Source organism: Solibaculum mannosilyticum (assembly GCF_015140235.1).
GTDB lineage: Bacteria > Bacillota > Clostridia > Oscillospirales > Acutalibacteraceae > Solibaculum > Solibaculum mannosilyticum.
Genome location: NZ_AP023321.1, coordinates 2,043,143 through 2,059,085, shown reverse-complemented (window position 1 = coordinate 2,059,085; position 15,943 = coordinate 2,043,143). Strand labels below are relative to the sequence as shown.

Annotated in this window: 21 protein-coding genes; 16 read left to right on the top strand and 5 right to left on the bottom strand. The window is 51.7% G+C overall.

What is annotated here, in order from left to right; all coding sequences use genetic code 11:
• The first annotated feature begins 191 nt into the window (after positions 1-191).
• Positions 192-1,043: a sigma-70 family RNA polymerase sigma factor gene (locus C12CBH8_RS09620; protein WP_215533113.1), complete on the top strand. Its 852-nt coding sequence runs from the start codon at positions 192-194 to the stop codon at positions 1,041-1,043.
• A 31-nt stretch (positions 1,044-1,074) separates the two neighbouring features.
• The gene (locus tag C12CBH8_RS09615; protein ID WP_215533112.1) at positions 1,075-1,986 is read left to right on the top strand and encodes a recombination protein NinG; all 912 of its coding nucleotides are present in this window, start codon (positions 1,075-1,077) and stop codon (positions 1,984-1,986) included.
• A 523-nt stretch (positions 1,987-2,509) separates the two neighbouring features.
• Here C12CBH8_RS09615 and C12CBH8_RS09610 read toward each other — a convergent pair.
• The 5 genes from C12CBH8_RS09610 to rlmD all read right to left on the bottom strand — a co-directional run bounded on the left by C12CBH8_RS09610 (position 2,510) and on the right by rlmD (position 6,678).
• Entirely contained in the window at positions 2,510-3,295 is a 786-nt protein-coding gene (locus C12CBH8_RS09610; protein WP_215533111.1) for a class I SAM-dependent methyltransferase, read from the bottom strand.
• 9 nt (positions 3,296-3,304) lie between these two features.
• Positions 3,305-3,958: an ABC-2 transporter permease gene (locus C12CBH8_RS09605; RefSeq protein ID WP_215533110.1), complete on the bottom strand. Its 654-nt coding sequence runs from the start codon at positions 3,956-3,958 to the stop codon at positions 3,305-3,307.
• Positions 3,955-4,674, bottom strand: coding sequence for an ABC transporter ATP-binding protein (locus C12CBH8_RS09600; RefSeq protein ID WP_215533109.1), 720 nt, complete (start codon positions 4,672-4,674; stop codon positions 3,955-3,957). The genes C12CBH8_RS09605 and C12CBH8_RS09600 overlap by 4 nt, the downstream gene beginning before the upstream one ends.
• Entirely contained in the window at positions 4,675-4,890 is a 216-nt protein-coding gene (locus C12CBH8_RS09595) for an AbrB/MazE/SpoVT family DNA-binding domain-containing protein (RefSeq protein WP_215533108.1), read from the bottom strand.
• Positions 4,891-5,043: 153 nt separating this feature from the next.
• The gene (gene rlmD / locus C12CBH8_RS09590; protein ID WP_215533107.1) at positions 5,044-6,678 is read right to left on the bottom strand and encodes a 23S rRNA (uracil(1939)-C(5))-methyltransferase RlmD; all 1,635 of its coding nucleotides are present in this window, start codon (positions 6,676-6,678) and stop codon (positions 5,044-5,046) included.
• Between the two features lie 255 nt (positions 6,679-6,933).
• Here rlmD and C12CBH8_RS09585 point away from each other — a divergent pair, with 255 nt between their 5' ends.
• From C12CBH8_RS09585 to rplN, 14 genes are all read left to right on the top strand, one after another.
• Positions 6,934-8,844: a CHAP domain-containing protein gene (locus C12CBH8_RS09585; protein WP_215533106.1), complete on the top strand. Its 1,911-nt coding sequence runs from the start codon at positions 6,934-6,936 to the stop codon at positions 8,842-8,844.
• 146 nt (positions 8,845-8,990) lie between these two features.
• Positions 8,991-9,674 carry a DUF2461 domain-containing protein gene (locus tag C12CBH8_RS09580; RefSeq protein ID WP_215533105.1) on the top strand — a complete coding sequence of 228 codons (684 nt, stop codon included), beginning with the start codon at positions 8,991-8,993 and terminating at the stop codon, positions 9,672-9,674.
• A gap of 487 nt (positions 9,675-10,161) precedes the next feature.
• Positions 10,162-10,473, top strand: coding sequence for a 30S ribosomal protein S10 (gene rpsJ / locus C12CBH8_RS09575; protein ID WP_090265302.1), 312 nt, complete (start codon positions 10,162-10,164; stop codon positions 10,471-10,473).
• Between the two features lie 76 nt (positions 10,474-10,549).
• Complete coding sequence (gene rplC, locus C12CBH8_RS09570) at positions 10,550-11,185, top strand: 50S ribosomal protein L3 (protein ID WP_215533104.1); 636 nt, start codon at positions 10,550-10,552, stop codon at positions 11,183-11,185.
• A gap of 17 nt (positions 11,186-11,202) precedes the next feature.
• Entirely contained in the window at positions 11,203-11,826 is a 624-nt protein-coding gene (gene rplD, locus C12CBH8_RS09565) for a 50S ribosomal protein L4 (RefSeq protein WP_090265306.1), read from the top strand.
• A complete protein-coding gene (rplW, locus tag C12CBH8_RS09560; protein WP_090265307.1) occupies positions 11,826-12,119 on the top strand; it encodes a 50S ribosomal protein L23 in 294 nt (97 codons plus the stop codon). Before rplD ends, rplW begins: the two co-directional genes overlap by 1 nt.
• 102 nt (positions 12,120-12,221) lie before the next feature.
• Entirely contained in the window at positions 12,222-13,055 is an 834-nt protein-coding gene (rplB, locus tag C12CBH8_RS09555) for a 50S ribosomal protein L2 (RefSeq protein ID WP_090265309.1), read from the top strand.
• A 25-nt stretch (positions 13,056-13,080) separates the two neighbouring features.
• A complete protein-coding gene (rpsS, locus tag C12CBH8_RS09550) occupies positions 13,081-13,353 on the top strand; it encodes a 30S ribosomal protein S19 (protein ID WP_090265310.1) in 273 nt (90 codons plus the stop codon).
• A 20-nt stretch (positions 13,354-13,373) separates the two neighbouring features.
• Entirely contained in the window at positions 13,374-13,706 is a 333-nt protein-coding gene (gene rplV, locus C12CBH8_RS09545; protein WP_090265312.1) for a 50S ribosomal protein L22, read from the top strand.
• 120 nt (positions 13,707-13,826) lie between these two features.
• On the top strand, positions 13,827-14,564 hold the full coding sequence (gene rpsC / locus C12CBH8_RS09540; RefSeq protein ID WP_090265313.1) for a 30S ribosomal protein S3: 738 nt from the start codon (positions 13,827-13,829) through the stop codon (positions 14,562-14,564).
• Between the two features lie 2 nt (positions 14,565-14,566).
• On the top strand, positions 14,567-14,995 hold the full coding sequence (gene rplP / locus C12CBH8_RS09535) for a 50S ribosomal protein L16 (protein WP_090265315.1): 429 nt from the start codon (positions 14,567-14,569) through the stop codon (positions 14,993-14,995).
• Positions 14,992-15,213, top strand: coding sequence for a 50S ribosomal protein L29 (rpmC, locus tag C12CBH8_RS09530; protein WP_090265316.1), 222 nt, complete (start codon positions 14,992-14,994; stop codon positions 15,211-15,213). Before rplP ends, rpmC begins: the two co-directional genes overlap by 4 nt.
• A 21-nt stretch (positions 15,214-15,234) precedes the next feature.
• Entirely contained in the window at positions 15,235-15,492 is a 258-nt protein-coding gene (gene rpsQ / locus C12CBH8_RS09525; protein WP_090265318.1) for a 30S ribosomal protein S17, read from the top strand.
• A gap of 77 nt (positions 15,493-15,569) precedes the next feature.
• Positions 15,570-15,938: a 50S ribosomal protein L14 gene (gene rplN / locus C12CBH8_RS09520; RefSeq protein ID WP_090265320.1), complete on the top strand. Its 369-nt coding sequence runs from the start codon at positions 15,570-15,572 to the stop codon at positions 15,936-15,938.
• Positions 15,939-15,943: the final 5 nt, after the last annotated feature.

Sequence of the window (15,943 nt, the reverse complement as noted above, 5' to 3'; positions counted from 1 at the left end):
TACTGGGTGCCGTTTTTTACCATAGAACCTCTCTTTCTTGCGCTTCCGGCGCAGTCGTTGTATAATGTTGATATAGTTCCGGAAAAAGTAATCTGATTTTAGATTACCCTTTCACTAATAGGAGAAATCCGGGGTGCAAAACGGAACCATTTTTGAAAAATCACAAAATATTTTTTTAGAGAGGTGAGGTCATGGCGTATCTGTCTGATAACGAACTTCTGGATACCGAGGGTGGCTTCACCGGATGGGACGATGGGACAGGCGCTGATGCGGCGGTGGAAACGCTGGAGCAGGCGCTTGCAGAAGAACGTCTGGCAGAACTGGAAAGTGAGCTGGAGCAGGACGAGCATCCCGTCGATTATGAAGCGGAACTGGAAACCGAGGAAGAAGAAGCCGCCTCGGTCAGCGAAAAGCGACTGAAACGGGAAATTCGGGCGGAAGCTGTGCGGCGGCTGGAGGAAGCAGCCCGCACCGAAAAGGACTTCCGGGTCGTCGTAGGGGAATGGGACAAGCTGGATCAGAATCGGGAGCGCAGGGAGCGGGACCACGAAAATCTCCGTGGGGATGTGCCGATGGAATATCAGGCGGCGCCGGAACCGAAGCTCATTCCCCGATGGATGAACAACCCCGCATACCGGCAGCTGATGGCCGGGAACTTTCTGGACATCCTGTTTGACTGCCCCTATGAGATGCACAACCTGACCGCCGATGCCTTTGTTTCCCGCATGGTGGAGGAACTGAGCGAGGAACATAAGGAAGTTCTGTATTTCCTCTCTTTGCGGCTGTACAGCACCACCCGGCTTGCCGCTGTGCGTGGGCAGTCTGACCGCAACATCCGCAAACTGCGGAAAACCATCCACAAGAAATTGCAGCGCCAGATGTATGACCATCTGTGCGGTAAGCAGGAGCATGGCGGTAGCTTGACCTTGCGGGAACATCAGTTTTTGGAGGAATACTCGAAAATCGCAAAGAAACAGGGGAAAGATGCCGTGATCCGGCGGGAGAACAAGACCAAGCGCAGAAAAAAGAAAAACCGCCCCTGATAATTGGGACGATTAAGGAGAAAGGGCGTGTATGATGAAAAATTTGTTTGAACAGTCCCGTTCCCATTGGGTGCGGTACGATCATTATGAACTGAAAACAGCGAAAGATGGCAAACGGTATATTACCCCCGGCAAGAATGCAAAACCGGATGTCTACAATCCGCTGAAAGAGGTCCCGAACATTGTGCTGGATGCGCTGAATGTGGGGATGCTGATGATGGGGCGCAAGCCGGAAGCAGAAGTGGAAAAGGCGGTGATGGAGTTCGTCACCCGGTACGGCCTGCTGGGGCTGATGACCGCTCTGCCCACCACGCCGACCTTTATGGACTATGAGGCGGTATATCTGCCGAAAAACCACTTCATCAAGGAAGAATCCATGGTGACAGACCAATACCTGTCCCTGTTTTATCCCTTTGACCAGCTGGACTTGGTGAAGAAAGGCATTGAATCCACGTGGAATGTGTCGGGAGACTGGACGATGGTTGCCCTGACCATGACTTTCATGGACGAGCCGATGGCGAAGAACATGAGCTTCCAGCGGGAATATGCGGAACCCTACGACTGGGTTGCCCAGCAGTTCAAGGACTGGGCGTTTACTCTGTCTACGTCCATCCTGTACTACAATGACTTTGATTCCACCGACGAGGATGCAAGGGGACTGTACCGCAAGGCCATAGCCGCATTTGGCGGGATCGCTCCCAGCTACCACATCGAGTTACTGGATAAGCCCACCATCTACTGGGATTTTCACTCCCTTTTGCTGGGTATCCAGATGATGTTCAGCTTCATGCTGGTGGACGATGACCAGCCCCTGCGCTTGTGCAAGCACTGCCAGAAAGTGTTTTTGGGCAGCCGATCCAATGCAGCCTTTTGCAGCCCACGGTGCAAGAACCAGTATAACGTCTACAAGAGCCGTGAGAAATCCAAGGGGGAAGCAGACTAATAAGGGCGTTGTCGCTGCGGCGGGACGGGGGATGATATACCTCTGCTTCCTTTTCCGGGCAGGCGGATTTTGCCCTATGTGCAAATCTCGATTTCGTCCGTGACCGTACAAAATCCGCCTGCCCTACTGCCGTCGAAAAGTGCCTGCCTGCTGCCCATCCGCCCAAGTCGCAGATGCCGCAGTCAGCCCCTTCCCGGCGTCAGCCGGAAGCAAAGGTATAACACACTAGACTTTCCTACGGAAAATCGTGTGCCAACAGGGGTGCTGCTCGCCCCTATTGGAAACCCAGAGCCAAAGGGACTACGCCCCTCTGGACACCCGCCTATTTTCTTCGCAAGTGGTACCCAAACTGTAAAAATACAGTTTGACAACAATGCTCAGAAAATACAAAACCGCTGCAACTTCCATCCTGCGTGGGGATGAAAATTGCAGCGGTTTTTCTTTGTTGCAGACATTACTTCCTAATATTCACTGCAACAATTTCCGTAAATATCGGTCGTTTTGATAAATCATATCATCACCGCTACCACTCATACTCGTACATTCGATACAGTTTCTTTGCAGTCCCTCCAGCAAACAGGAATCTGAAGAGGACACGTTCCATTCCTGTAAGCTGATTCACCAACTCTGGCGGAGTCATAGAATGCTCCCGCACATAGCGAATCTGGCTTTTCCCCAGCGGTGCCGCAGGGTGCTCCAATCCGTAAACAGTTGTTACCCCTACTTCCGTAACGGGATTTTTCCACTTTGATAGTTTCGCTCCAAGGTTTGTATACACATCCATCATCAAGTGAGCTGAAGAAAAATGCTGCGACAACATCGCCATCATCCGCTCCATCGCATCCGGGGGCAGATACATGGCCATACCCTCCATGACGATCACCGCTGTCCGATTTCTCGGGATTTCTACCAGCCATGCTGGCTGCGCTGCATCTCCAGCCACCATGTGATAATCGACATCTTCGCTGTAATACTTTCTCCGCCGGGCGATGACCTCCGGAAAATCCAGATCATACCAAAGCACGCCAGATGCCCCGACACGATGTACACGGCTGTCCAATCCACATCCAATATGCAATACAAGAACTTCTGAATCCATAGCAAGCATTTTTCTGACCCAGTCATCAAAAACCCTTGCCCGCATTGCCATAAAATAGGCCAGCCATTTTGACTTTGATTTCTTTCCCAGTAGTACGGCATTTTCCGCCCATATCTTTTCAGCAGTCCTGTCCTCAAGGATAATCCCCATTTGGCTGACCTTTGCCTTACCGTACAGTGGAATATATAAAGTGTTATTTACGTTATCCATATTGTATTGTCACAAATTGATCCTTTCAAAATCACGCATCGCCTTCTGTATGGAAATTAGGGTGAGTAAAAAATACAGACCCGCTCCAAGCAGAAGAACGCATACTTGCAATTCAATATGTGCAAATCCGAACGCATTCAGCGCCGCCATTCCCGGAATATGAAATAACGTCTCTCCAAGTCCTACAACTAAAAAGGCTGCAACAATAAAAGCTACAAAGGGCTTGGCAAATTGATAGGCGGTTCTAAAAAAGCCGCCAATAAAAATCCCATTGAACAGCCCCAGAATCAGCAGCACAAAGCCCAGATAGACAAGATTGGCATTCATCAGCGGATTGCTCCTGTAAACCGCAGCTTCGGATAGTACAGTCATACGAATCAGAGTTACAGCGACAGTCAGCATAAAATAGCAAAGCTGGATAAATCCGCAAAAGAGGTATTTTGCTCTGACCACATCTGCCTTCGCCACCGGCAGGAGCGCCGTATAGGTGATATCGTTTGCCTCTCTCGCCGCCTGAAAGGACTGGAACAGGCCGAGGCACAGGAAAAAGGCGCTGACCAAGATAGGATAACCGGGGACAAACGCCATCAGGCCAAAGACAATAAAAAGATAAGATAGCGGCGAAGCAGCCAACTTCATTTCTTTCTTCAACAGTCGTATCATATGTTGGCACTCCTTTCCATCCGCAAAATTGCTTCTTCTATGCTTTCGCCTGCTTCACAGCAGTTTTTTCTGAAATCCTCTTTTGGGTAGCTGGCTACAAGTTTTCCGTCCCGAATATACAGAATATCGTCGGCACATTTCTCAATATCCGAGGTGATGTGGGTGGAAAACAGGATGGAAACGCCACGCTTTTTTAATTCTGCAAATATGTCAAGCAGCTCATCACGGGAGAAAGGATCAAGGCCGCTGGTAGGCTCATCCAAAATGAGAATCTCCGATTTATGGGACAGAGCCAAAAGCAAATTAAACTTCACCCGCATCCCTTCGGAGAGTTCAGAAGGCATCTTGCTCTCGTCCAGCGCAAATAAAGAAAGATATTCCCGATACGCTTCTTCATTCCATGTGTCAAAGAACATCCTTGTGACAGCAACAATGTCTTTTATTTTTCGCTTTGGATAGTAGTTGACCGCTCCCGTAGAATACCCGATCCGCTGCTTTATCTGCTTCTCGTGCTGGGAAAATGGCAGCCCGAAGTAATCAATCTCGCCGCCATCAGGATGAACAAGTCCCAGCATAGATTTGATTGTTGTCGTCTTTCCGGCTCCGTTTCGGCCAATGAATCCCACAATCCGTCCGGCGTTCAGCTGAAAAGACAACTCAGATAGAGTAAAAGAAGGATAGGTTTTTCTCAAATTTTTGATCTCACAAAGAGCCATTCAGTCCGCCTCCTGTTCCGTTTCAAATACGGCCGCGGCAAATTGTGAAAACATGGTTTTAGGCGGGATGGCAATCCCCCTTTTTTCATCCCCCAGAAGCACCAGCGTATCTCCCGGGTGAATGTCAAATATTTCTCGCGCCTGTTTCGGTATCACAATCTGACCCTTTTCTCCCACCGTAGCAGTCCATGCATATTTTCCTTTCGGCTTGCCCATTATAACGCCTCCTTAAAAGTATGATTTGTATAACAAATTATACTTCATAATCGTGATGCTGTCAACGGCAGCAAAGCGTTTTCGCCACATGACAGAAAGGGCAAAGACACCTCACAAAGCATCTTCGCCCTCTCTATCGTATTATTTGTATTCTCAAATCATCCCAAAATGCTTCAATGCCTCCGTAATGGCCGCTTCCTTTTCGGGCGGACATTTCGGCTGCCTGGAATTCTCGGATTTTGGCTTGTTGTAGTTCTCACGCTCAATAATACCATACTTCTGTTTAACCTGAGCGATATAGAGATGGCTGACTTTTAGACCTGTATGTTCCAGCACATACTCCTTAATCTCTTCATAGGTGGCTTTGCTCTCCGCCGCAGTTAAATCCAGCTCGTCCAGATTCAGCTCCACCTCGATATGCTGCTTGGTATTGAGTTTGGACAAAAGTACTACCGTCTCCACATGGCTGGTACGTGGGAACATGTCCACAGGGGTAACCTCCTGAGGAAGATAACCGCTGCTGTTTAAGATCTTGAGATCCCGAGCCAAAGTGGCAGGGTCACAGGATACATAGACAATGCGGTCGGGAGAAAACCGGTCTGCCAGGATGGTGAGCAGCTCTGGACTGCATCCTTTGCGGGGAGGATCCAGTACTACCACGTCGGGATGAAGTCCCCGTTGAACCAGCATCTCAGCGGCTTGAGCTGCATCGCCGCACAAGAATTCAGCGTTTTGAATGCCGTTGAGAGCGGCGTTTTTATCGGCATCCCGGATGGCGTCAGGGACGATCTCAACCCCTATCACCTTTTCGGCTTTTTGCGCCATCGTGAGGCCGATGGTGCCGGCGCCGCAATAGAGATCCAGTACAAGGGCGCCCTCCGGTTGCGCATATTGCGCGGCCCGGCGGTAAAGAATCTGGGCGGCCTCCCGATTCACTTGATAAAAGGAGAGGGGGGAAAGGGAGAACTGCAAATCACATAAGGTATCCTCAATGGTATCTTGTCCCCATAGTGTGCGGCAGCGTCTGCCCAGAATGACGTTGTCCGGCCGGGTATTCTGGTTGAGGATGATGCTTTTTAATCCGTTGGGTTCCCCAGCCTCCCGGAGGAGCTTGACAAGCATCGGTTCATCCGGCACCCTTTTGCCGTTGACGACCAGACAAGCCATGATCTGCCCGGTTCCAAAGGCTTTGCGCAGATAGATGTGGCGCACCAATCCCTCATTAGACTCCTGCCGATAAGGAGAAACTCCTGTGAGAGTCATCCAGTGAGCTACGGCATTCACCAGAGAGGAAAACTCCGGAGGCTGAAGACTGCACTGCCGGCAGTCGACAATGCGATGGCTGCGGGGAGCATAAAATCCGATGGCCAACTTGCCGTTTTGATCCAAACCTACAGGATACAGAGCTTTGTTGCGGTATCCAGACTGCTGAGGCCCTGAGAGAATAGGACGCTGAGGGATATCCAGTCCGCCGATGCGTCGGATGGTCTCCTGAACCCTCTGGGCTTTCAGACGGCGTTCCGCCTCATAGGAGATATGGCGATAGACACATCCGCCGCACTTTAGAAAGACAGGACAGTCGGATTCCACACGATCGGGGGAAGGCTTCAGGACCCGCACAAGTTTCCCATGGGCATAGGACTTACACACTTTGACCACCAAGGCCTCCACTTCATCTCCGCAGGCGGTGCCTGGGATAAATACCGCCATGCCGTCGTGACGGCCAATGCCGTTCCCCTCAGAGGACACGCCGGTGATGGTGACAAAAATGGTATCGTTCTTTTTCATAGACTATGACGCTCCCACATCTTACAAGATATCTGTCATTATACCAGAACCCTTCAGGCTTTGGCAGGGGGGAACAAAGGAAAAATCAAAAAGAATCGGTAAGTCCTGGGAAATATTCGCGTAGCTCTTGACAAATTGGTTACAATATTGTAACATGTAATGCAAACAATGAAAAAACGGTAACAAGAGAAGTTTGACTTTTGTTATTTTCTAGGAAACAACGTCTTTGCTCGATTGACTTAGGAGGAGATTCCAATGCGAAAGCAACTCAGGTCGGCCATGGTGATTGCCAGTTCCCTGGCCGTCTTAGTTTCCAGTGTGATCCTGCCCGTTTCGGCCGGCGCATCCCAGGAAGATACCGTACCGGTTGTAGCCGAGGCCAGTGATATTTCCACCGCTCAGGAGTGGAATATGGCTTTGGAAAATGACAGTCTGCCCGAGCAGGTTGTGGAAGGCAGTGAAGTCGAGATGTCCGGCAATGTGGTGGCCGGCGTTCCTTTCGACTTTGTCCAGCTTCAGATTCTGGACGAGACAGGGGAGGTTGAAGCTGAGAAAGCGCTGACCTGCCAGGATCTCCAGTTTGATTTGAGCCGTTTTAATGAATACCCATTGTTTGAAGGCCTGGATCCTGGCGACAAAACCATGCGCGTGGCGGGTGGAAAAGGCACTCAGACAGCGGATCTCTATATTAGTCCTCTGGAGGTTAAGCCTCTGGTGGATGCCTCCGATGTATCGATCCCCTCCAGTGTGGCGCAGTACGGCGCTCTGGATCTGGTAGGTACTTTGGAATCAGAAGAGGATTTGACAAGCGTCAGCCTCGCTATCTATGATGAAAATCGGATGGAAGCTTACTTGTCCATTGCTTGTGAGGGACAAGCCTTTGATCTTTCCCAGTTTAATGGTCAAATTGATACGTCGCTCATTCCCGTGGGCGATAAAACGATGAAAATTACTGCCACCACTGTGACAGAACAGAAAGTGGTATATGAAGACTCCCTGGAGGTTCTGGAAGCAGTTCCTTCGGAGCTTGCTTTGGATGGATTCACAGCTCCCGCCGCTGATTACGTGAAGGGCGCGGATTATTCCTTTGCCGGTACTGTTTCTTCCAACTATCCTGTCCAGTCGGTTACCATGACCATTCAGGATGCCGACGGCAATGTGGATTTCCAGAAGAGCCTGGATGGCGGAGATGTCTCCTTTGATCTGGCCCAATTTAACGAGTACTTTGTAATTTCGTCCCTGCCTTCCGGTGATAAGACGATCACCATTGATGCTGCGGATGCTTTGGGCAGCCAGACTCTTGCTCAAGAGGCCTTTGCCGTTAACACCCCGGCCGATCAGTCGGCTCTCGCTATCAGCGGGCTGGAGATGCCTTCTACTCATCAGAAGGGGAAAGGTCGTGCTTTGAAGGGGGAGATCACCTCCAATTATCTGATCCAGTGGGTCAATGTGGATATTCTCAATGCCTCTGGCGAAGTGGAAACCGGAAAGAAGATTGAAGTGGGCGCCACTTCGTTCTCCTTAAGTAATATCGATCCTTATATTGCCTTTAGTAAACTGTCGGCCGGCCAAAAGACTTTGGTGGTGACTGCTGCAGATGAAGGCACTGAAAAGCAACTGTTTTCTCAGGAATTTACCGTGGAAGAGCCTGTAGTAGCGTATAGTTCCGGAAGTTCCTCTTCTTCCAGTGGTGGGAATTCCGATAGCCTTCCCCCTGTCAGCAGCGGGACTGGCGCTCAGGCCATGATCAGCGTGGCCGCCAGCCAGATCGGTTATCATGAAGCTTCCAACGGATATACAAAATATGGCGATTGGTACGGTATGCCGACCGCCAACTGGTGTACCATCTTTGTGGCTTGGTGTGCGGATCAAGCAGGTGTACTGGGTACTGCCATTCCAAACACTGGCTCTACTACCGCTTGTATGAGCTGGTTCCAGCAGAGAGGCCGTTACTTCTCCAAGGGCAGCGGCGATCCTCAACCTGGCGATATCTGCTTTATGAAATTCGATAGTTCTTCCCGTCCTTGCTCTCATGTGGCGTTGGTGGAATATACCAGCGGCGGCAAGGTCTATACCATCGAGGGCAACAATGCCGACCAGGTCATTCGCCGCAGTTATACCTTTGGAAGCGCCCGCATTGTGGGTTATGGCAGGCCTGCCTATTAAGAGATAAAACTACTTTAAAGACTGAATGTTACCGGTCCTCTTTTAAGAGGGCCGGTTTTGTTCTGATCCGGCAAATTGACAAGGGATTAGAATGGATTTATACTAAAAAACGGATTGTGAAATTTGTCAAAATAAGGGGAAGCGGTATGAAGGCGACAGAGGGACGTTTTGAAGGTTTTTCCAAGCAGACTATGGATTTTTTATGGGACCTTCGATTCAATAATCGGAAGGATTGGTTTGAGGAACATCGTCAGATTTATCAGGACAGCTTGCTGACGCCGTTTCGCCTGTTGGGACAGGAATTAACCGAGTTTGTAGTCGGTTTAGATCCTAGGCATGAGTTTAAAAACCATGTCTCCCGCATCTATAAGGACGCCCGGTACAGCAGGGAGAAGGTGCCTTATAACGATCATCTGTGGCAGTCTCCCCGCCCTATCCTGCTGGATAAGGATCAGTGGAAGGAGCGCCCCATGTACTATTTTGAGCTGCATCCTGAGTATTGGGGATTCGGGATGGGGTATTTTTCCGCCAGCAAACCCACAATGGATGCACTGCGCGCCCGCATCGACCAACATCCCGGACAGTTTGAAAAGGCTCGTAAGGCATTTGAGGGACAGGACAGTATGGAACTGTGCGGTGACCTGTACAAACGTCCTAAGGCAGAGAAACCTCCGAAAGTGGCGCAGTGGTATAACCGAAAGGACATTTACTTCAGTGCCCGCCGTCCCATCGGAGAGATCCTCTTTTCCAGGGATTTTCTTGCAGAAATCTATCGAGGCTTTGAAGCTATTAAGCCGGTGTACGACTTTTTGTGGTCGCTGCACGAATAAGAACAAAGAAGAGAGGCGGTTCCGTTTGAGGATCGCCTCTTTTTGACGGGATATTGGAAATTATGACAAATATAATTCCCTATGGTTCGATTTATTAGAATATAATTTGACAAGCGAGTTGGAGATAAAGAACAAAAAGAGAGGTACAAATTCTCTCTTATTCACAAAGAAAAACCTTGCAATCAAAGGGGGAGTATGGTATTATAATTAAGCGTGACTGCAATAGATATGCGATGATGCGGGAGGTTGCGGCAGGTATTGCCGGTTTTTCCGCGGAGTATGTCCGATTTTAAACCGGGCGAACTATGTTAGGCACAGTTGTGTAGACGCGTATTTTGCGCCTATGGTGCCTTATGACGTTTTAAAACGATCCCGGAGATAACTGTGTGCAGTTGTTCCGGTTTTTTCAATGTCCGGACGCGAAACACACGGATGCGTGGAGAGTTTTTAAACGCCGCCCGCCATCTAGTAAAAGGAGGCGATTTCATTGGCAGTCAAGGAGAAAATCAGGATCAGACTCAAGGGGTACGATGCTCATCTGGTGGATCAGTCCGCCGAGAAGATCGTGGAGACCGCAAAGCGTACTGGTGCTCGCGTGTCGGGCCCTGTGCCGCTTCCCACTGAGAAGCAGGTGGTCACCATTCTGCGCGCCGTCCATAAGTATAAGGACAGCCGCGAGCAGTTTGAGATGCGCACCCACAAGAGATTGATCGATATCCTCAGACCCAGCAACAAAACCGTTGAGGCTTTGACGGGTCTGGAGCTCCCCGCCGGCGTTGAGATTGAGATCCAGCTGTAAAGCATTGGATTGGACGCTCAATACGGACGAGGTCATGTCGGAGAGATCCGACCAATAACCGAAGGAGGAACAAAGTATGCAAAAAGGCATCATCGGCAAGAAACTGGGCATGACCCAGGTCTTTGATGAAAAGGGCAACGTCGTTCCGGTAACCGTTATCGAAGCAGGCCCCTGTGTGGTTACACAGAAGAAGACTGTGGAGACCGACGGTTACACTGCTATACAGATCGGCTACGGCGACATCAAAGTGAAAAACGTAACCAAGCCCTTGCAAGGCCACTTTAAGAAGTCGGATGTGGCTCCTAAGCGTCATCTGAAGGAGTTCCGTTTCGACAGCATCGACGACATTAACGTCGGCGATATCATCAAGGTTGACACCTTCGCTGCTGGCGACCGTGTGGACGTAACCGGCACCTCCAAAGGTAAGGGTTACGCTGGTTCCATCAAGCGTTGGAACTTCCACCGTCTGAAGGAAACCCATGGTACGGGCCCTGTGGCACGCCATGCCGGTTCCAACGGTGCCTGTAGCTCCCCGTCCCGCGTGTTCAAGGGCAAGAAACTGCCTGGCCACCTGGGCGCTGAGCGTGTGACCGTTCAAAATCTTGACGTTGTAACCGTGGATGCGGAAAACGATCTGATTGCCATCAAGGGCGCCATTCCCGGCCCCAAGGGCGGCATCGTCGTCATCCGTGACAGCGTCAAAAAGGCCTAAGGGAAGGAGGATACACAATGCCTAAGGTTTCCGTAGTTAATATGGCTGGCGCTCAGGTCGGCGAGATCGAGCTGAACGACTCCATTTTTGGTATAGAGCCCAACCAGTATGTTATGCATGCTGTTGTGGTCAACTATCTGGCCAATCAGCGCCAGGGCACCCAGTCCACCAAGACCCGTTCGGAAGTTTCCGGCGGCGGCAAAAAGCCCTGGAGACAAAAGGGCACTGGTCGCGCCCGTCAGGGTTCTACCCGCGCTCCCCAGTGGCGTCACGGCGGCATCGCTTTGGGCCCCAAGCCCCGCGATTACCGCTACACCCTCAATAAGAAGGTGCGCCGTCTGGCTCTGAAATCGGCCTTCTCCACCAAGGTTCAGGACAACAACCTGATCGTTGTGGACAACATCGATGTGGAAGGCTTCAAAACCAAGACCATCGTCGAGATGCTCAAGAGCTTGGGCGTCGAGGGCAAGGCTCTCATCGTCCTGGCCGGCAAGAACGACAACGTCTATTATTCCACCCGCAACATCCCCGGTGTTGAGGCTACCCTCACCAACACCCTGAATGTTTACGACATCCTCAATCACGATAAGTTCATTATCGTCAAGGATGCTGTGGCAAAATTAGAGGAGGTGTATGCATAATGAAAATCGCACAGGATGTGATTATTCGCCCGGTCATCACCGAAAAGAGCATGGCTGGCATTATGCAGAAGGTATACTCCTTCGAAGTGGCCAAGGATGCCACAAAGATTGACATTGCCCGTGCTGTGGAAGAGCTGTTCGGCGTCAAGGTCGCCAAGGTTACCACCATGCACAAAAACGGCAAAATGAGACGTCAGGGCCGTACCCAGGGCTACACCGCTTCCTGGAAAAAGGCTGTCGTCACCCTGAAGCCTGATTCTAAGGCCATCGAGTTCTTCGAAGGCATGATGTAATTTCCGCGGTTCATCCGGATGTCCGGATGCCCGTGACAACGGCAATGTATGGGGCGGTTCAGGCGGCCCCGCCAAGCCGAGAAAAGGAGTGTGACCCAGCAAATGGCTATGAAAGTTTATAAGCCGACGACCAACGCTCGACGCAACATGTCGGTCATCGACTATGCACAGCTTTCCAAAGAGGGACCTGAGCGCAGTCTGCTCGCTCCCCTTAAGAATAAGTCCGGCCGCAACAGCTACGGCCGTATCACCGTCCGCCACAGAGGCGGCGGCAACCGCAGAAAGTACCGTATCATCGACTTCAAACGCGACAAGCGCGATATGGTGGCTGTGGTTAAAACGTTGGAATACGATCCCAACCGTTCGGCCCACATCGCTTTGGTGGAATATGAGGATGGCGAGAAACGTTACATCATCGCTCCCCAGGGCCTGAAGGTCGGCGACAAGATTGAATCCAGCGCCGATGCCGATATCAAGGTCGGCAACGCTTTGCCTCTGACCAGCATCCCGGTCGGTACCTTTATCCACAACGTAGAGCTCTACCCCGGCAAGGGCGCTCAGTTGGCCCGCGCGGCCGGCAACATGGCTCAGCTCATGGCAAAAGAGGGCGTATACGCTCTGCTTCGTCTGCCCTCCGGCGAGCTGCGCAACGTGTCGGTCAACTGCATGGCTACCATCGGCCAGGTTGGCAACATCGAGCATGAAAACGTCAAGATCGGTAAAGCCGGTAGAAAACGTCACATGGGTTGGCGTCCCACCGTCCGCGGTTCGGTTATGAACCCCTGCGACCATCCCCACGGCGGCGGCGAGGGCAAATCCCCCATCGGTCGTCCCGGCCCGGTTACTCCTTGGGGCAAGCCCGCTCTGGGTTACAAGACCCGCAAGAAGCACAACCGCTCCGACAAGATGATCGTCAAACGCCGCGGCGGCAAATAAGGTGTGGAAAGGAGACTAGGATACTATGGGCAGAAGTGTTAAGAAGGGACCCTTTGTACAGCCTGTGCTGCTCAAGAGGGTTCAGGAAATGAACGAAAAAGGCGAAAAGCGCATCCTCAAGACCTGGAGCCGCGCTTCCACCATCTTCCCTGATTTTGTCGGCCACACCTTCGCTGTTCATGACGGTAGAAAACATGTCCCGGTTTATGTGACTGAGGATATGGTTGGTCACAAGTTGGGCGAGTTCGCCCCCACCAGAACGTTTAAAGGCCATGCAGGCTCCAAGACGTCGAAATAAAGCCGAAAGGAGTGTCATTCATGGAAGCAAGGGCTACTTTACGCTATGCCCGCATCTCGCCCCGCAAGGTGAAGGTCGTATTGGACGTCATCCGCGGCAAAGATGTGTCCATGGCATCAGCCATTCTGAAAAATACCCCCAAGGCAGCCTGTGAATATCTGATCAAGCTGCTCAATTCCGCCGCTGCCAATGCGGACGTTAAAAATATGGATACCTCCCGGCTGTACGTTGCGGAATGCTTTGTCAGCCCCGGCCCCATCCTCCGGCGCATCCGCCCGAGAGCCCAGGGTCGTGCTTTTGAGATCCAAAAGAAGACATCCCATGTCACTCTTGTGCTCCGGGAGAAAGAATAAGGCAGACTGAAAGAAATTTGGTCTGCGGCGGCTGACACCCCGTCAGCCCGCCCCCGTTCTTCGGAATAGGGACAAACAGTTGCCGTCCAAGTAGAAGGGCGGCGGAATGGAGGTTAATTTATGGGCCAGAAAGTTCATCCCCACGGCCTCAGAGTAGGCGTTATTAAGGATTGGGACTCCCGCTGGTTCGCAAGCGACAAGGACTTCGGCGATACCCTCGTCGAGGACTACAACTTGCGTAAGATGCTCAAGAAGCAGCTTTATTCCGCTGGCGTTCCCAAGATCGAAATAGAGCGCAACTCCTCGCGCGTTACCATTCACATCCACTGTGCGAAACCCGGTATGGTCATCGGCAAGGGCGGCGCTGAGATTGAGAAGCTCCGCGAACAGTGCGAAAAGTTCCTGAAAAAGCCGGTTTCCATCAACATCGTCGAGGTCAAGAACCCCGATTTGAACGCTCAGTTGGTGGCTGAGAACATCGCCCAGCAGCTGGAGAAGCGCATTTCTTTCCGTCGTGCGATGAAGCAGTCCATCGGCCGCGCCATGAGAATGGGCGCCCGCGGCATCAAGATCAGCGTAGCCGGCCGTTTGGGCGGCGCAGAAATCGCCCGTACCGAGCATTATCATGAGGGAACCATTCCTCTTCAGACCATCCGCGCTGACATCGATTATGGCTTTGCAGAGGCCAACACCACCTACGGCCGCATCGGCGTAAAGGTTTGGCTGTACCAGGGCGAAGTCGTCCGTCAGAATACCGCTCGCGCTCCCCGCGACAACCGCGACTTCCGTCGTGACCGCCGCGATAACCGCGACCGCCGTGCTCCCCGTAGAGACAATCGGGAAGGAGGACGTAGATAACCATGCTGTTACCGAAAAGAGTCAAATACCGCCGCGTACAGAGAGGCCGTTTAAAGGGCAAAGCCATGCGCGGCAACTTTGTTTCCCATGGTGAATATGGCCTACAGGCTTTGGAACCCGCCTGGATTACGTCCAACCAGATCGAGGCCGCCCGTGTCGCCATGACGCGTTACACCAAGCGCGGTGGTCAGGTTTGGATCAAGATCTTCCCGGATAAGCCGGTCACTGAGAAGCCGGCTGAAACCCGAATGGGTTCCGGTAAAGGTTCCCCGGAATACTGGGTTGCCGTTGTAAAACCCGGCCGTGTCATGTTCGAAATCGCCGGCGTGTCCGAAGAGGTTGCACGCGAGGCTATGAGACTGGCAGCCAACAAGCTGCCCATTAAGTGCAAGTTTATTGCCAAGCAAGAAACGGGTGGTGAGCAGTCATGAAGGCAGCAGAAATGAGAGAACTGACCGTCGAAGAGCTCAACAGTAAGCTCAAGAGCCTGAAAGAAGAACTCTTCAACCTGAGATTCCAGCATGCCATCAACCAGCTCGACAACCCCATGCGTATCCACGCTGTGAAGAAAGACATCGCCCGCATCAAAACAACTTTGCGGCAGATGGAGATTCAGGATGCCGGAATCAACGGCGTCAAGAACGCGTGAACCGAAGGGAGGATTTAAGCTGTGAGCGATAGGAATCTTAGAAAGACCAACGTGGGCCGCGTGGTCAGCAATAAAATGGATAAGACCATTGTTGTTGCCATTGAGGACAGGGTCAAGCATCCACTTTACAACAAGATCGTGAAGCGCACCGTTCGTCTGAAGGTTCACGACGAACAGAATCAGTGCAATGTCGGCGACCGCGTGCTGGTGATGGAAACGCGTCCTTATTCCAAAGAGAAACACTGGCGTTTGGTTGAGATACTGGAACGCGCGAAATAATTTACCAAGACGAGAGCTCAGGGGAGCGCGCCGACCGACCGGCGTTTGGTTCCTGAGATCTGAAAGGGGGACTTCCTGTGATTCAACAGCAGTCATACCTCAAGGTAGCCGATAACACAGGCGCGAAAGAGCTGATGTGTATCCGCGTTCTGGGCGGCACCCGGAGGAGATACGCCAATATTGGCGATGTAATTGTTTGTTCGGTCAAAAAAGCAACACCCGGCGGCGTTGTGAAAAAAGGTGACGTCGTAAAGGCAGTGGTGGTCCGTACCGCCAGCGGCCTGCGCCGCGAGGACGGCACATACATCCGTTTCGATGAGAATGCCGCCGTGCTCATCCGTGACGATAAAAACCCGAGGGGCACCCGTATCTTTGGCCCGGTGGCCAGAGAGCTGAGGGAACGGGATTATTTGAAGATCCTGAGCCTTGCCCCCGAGGTGCTCTAATGGAG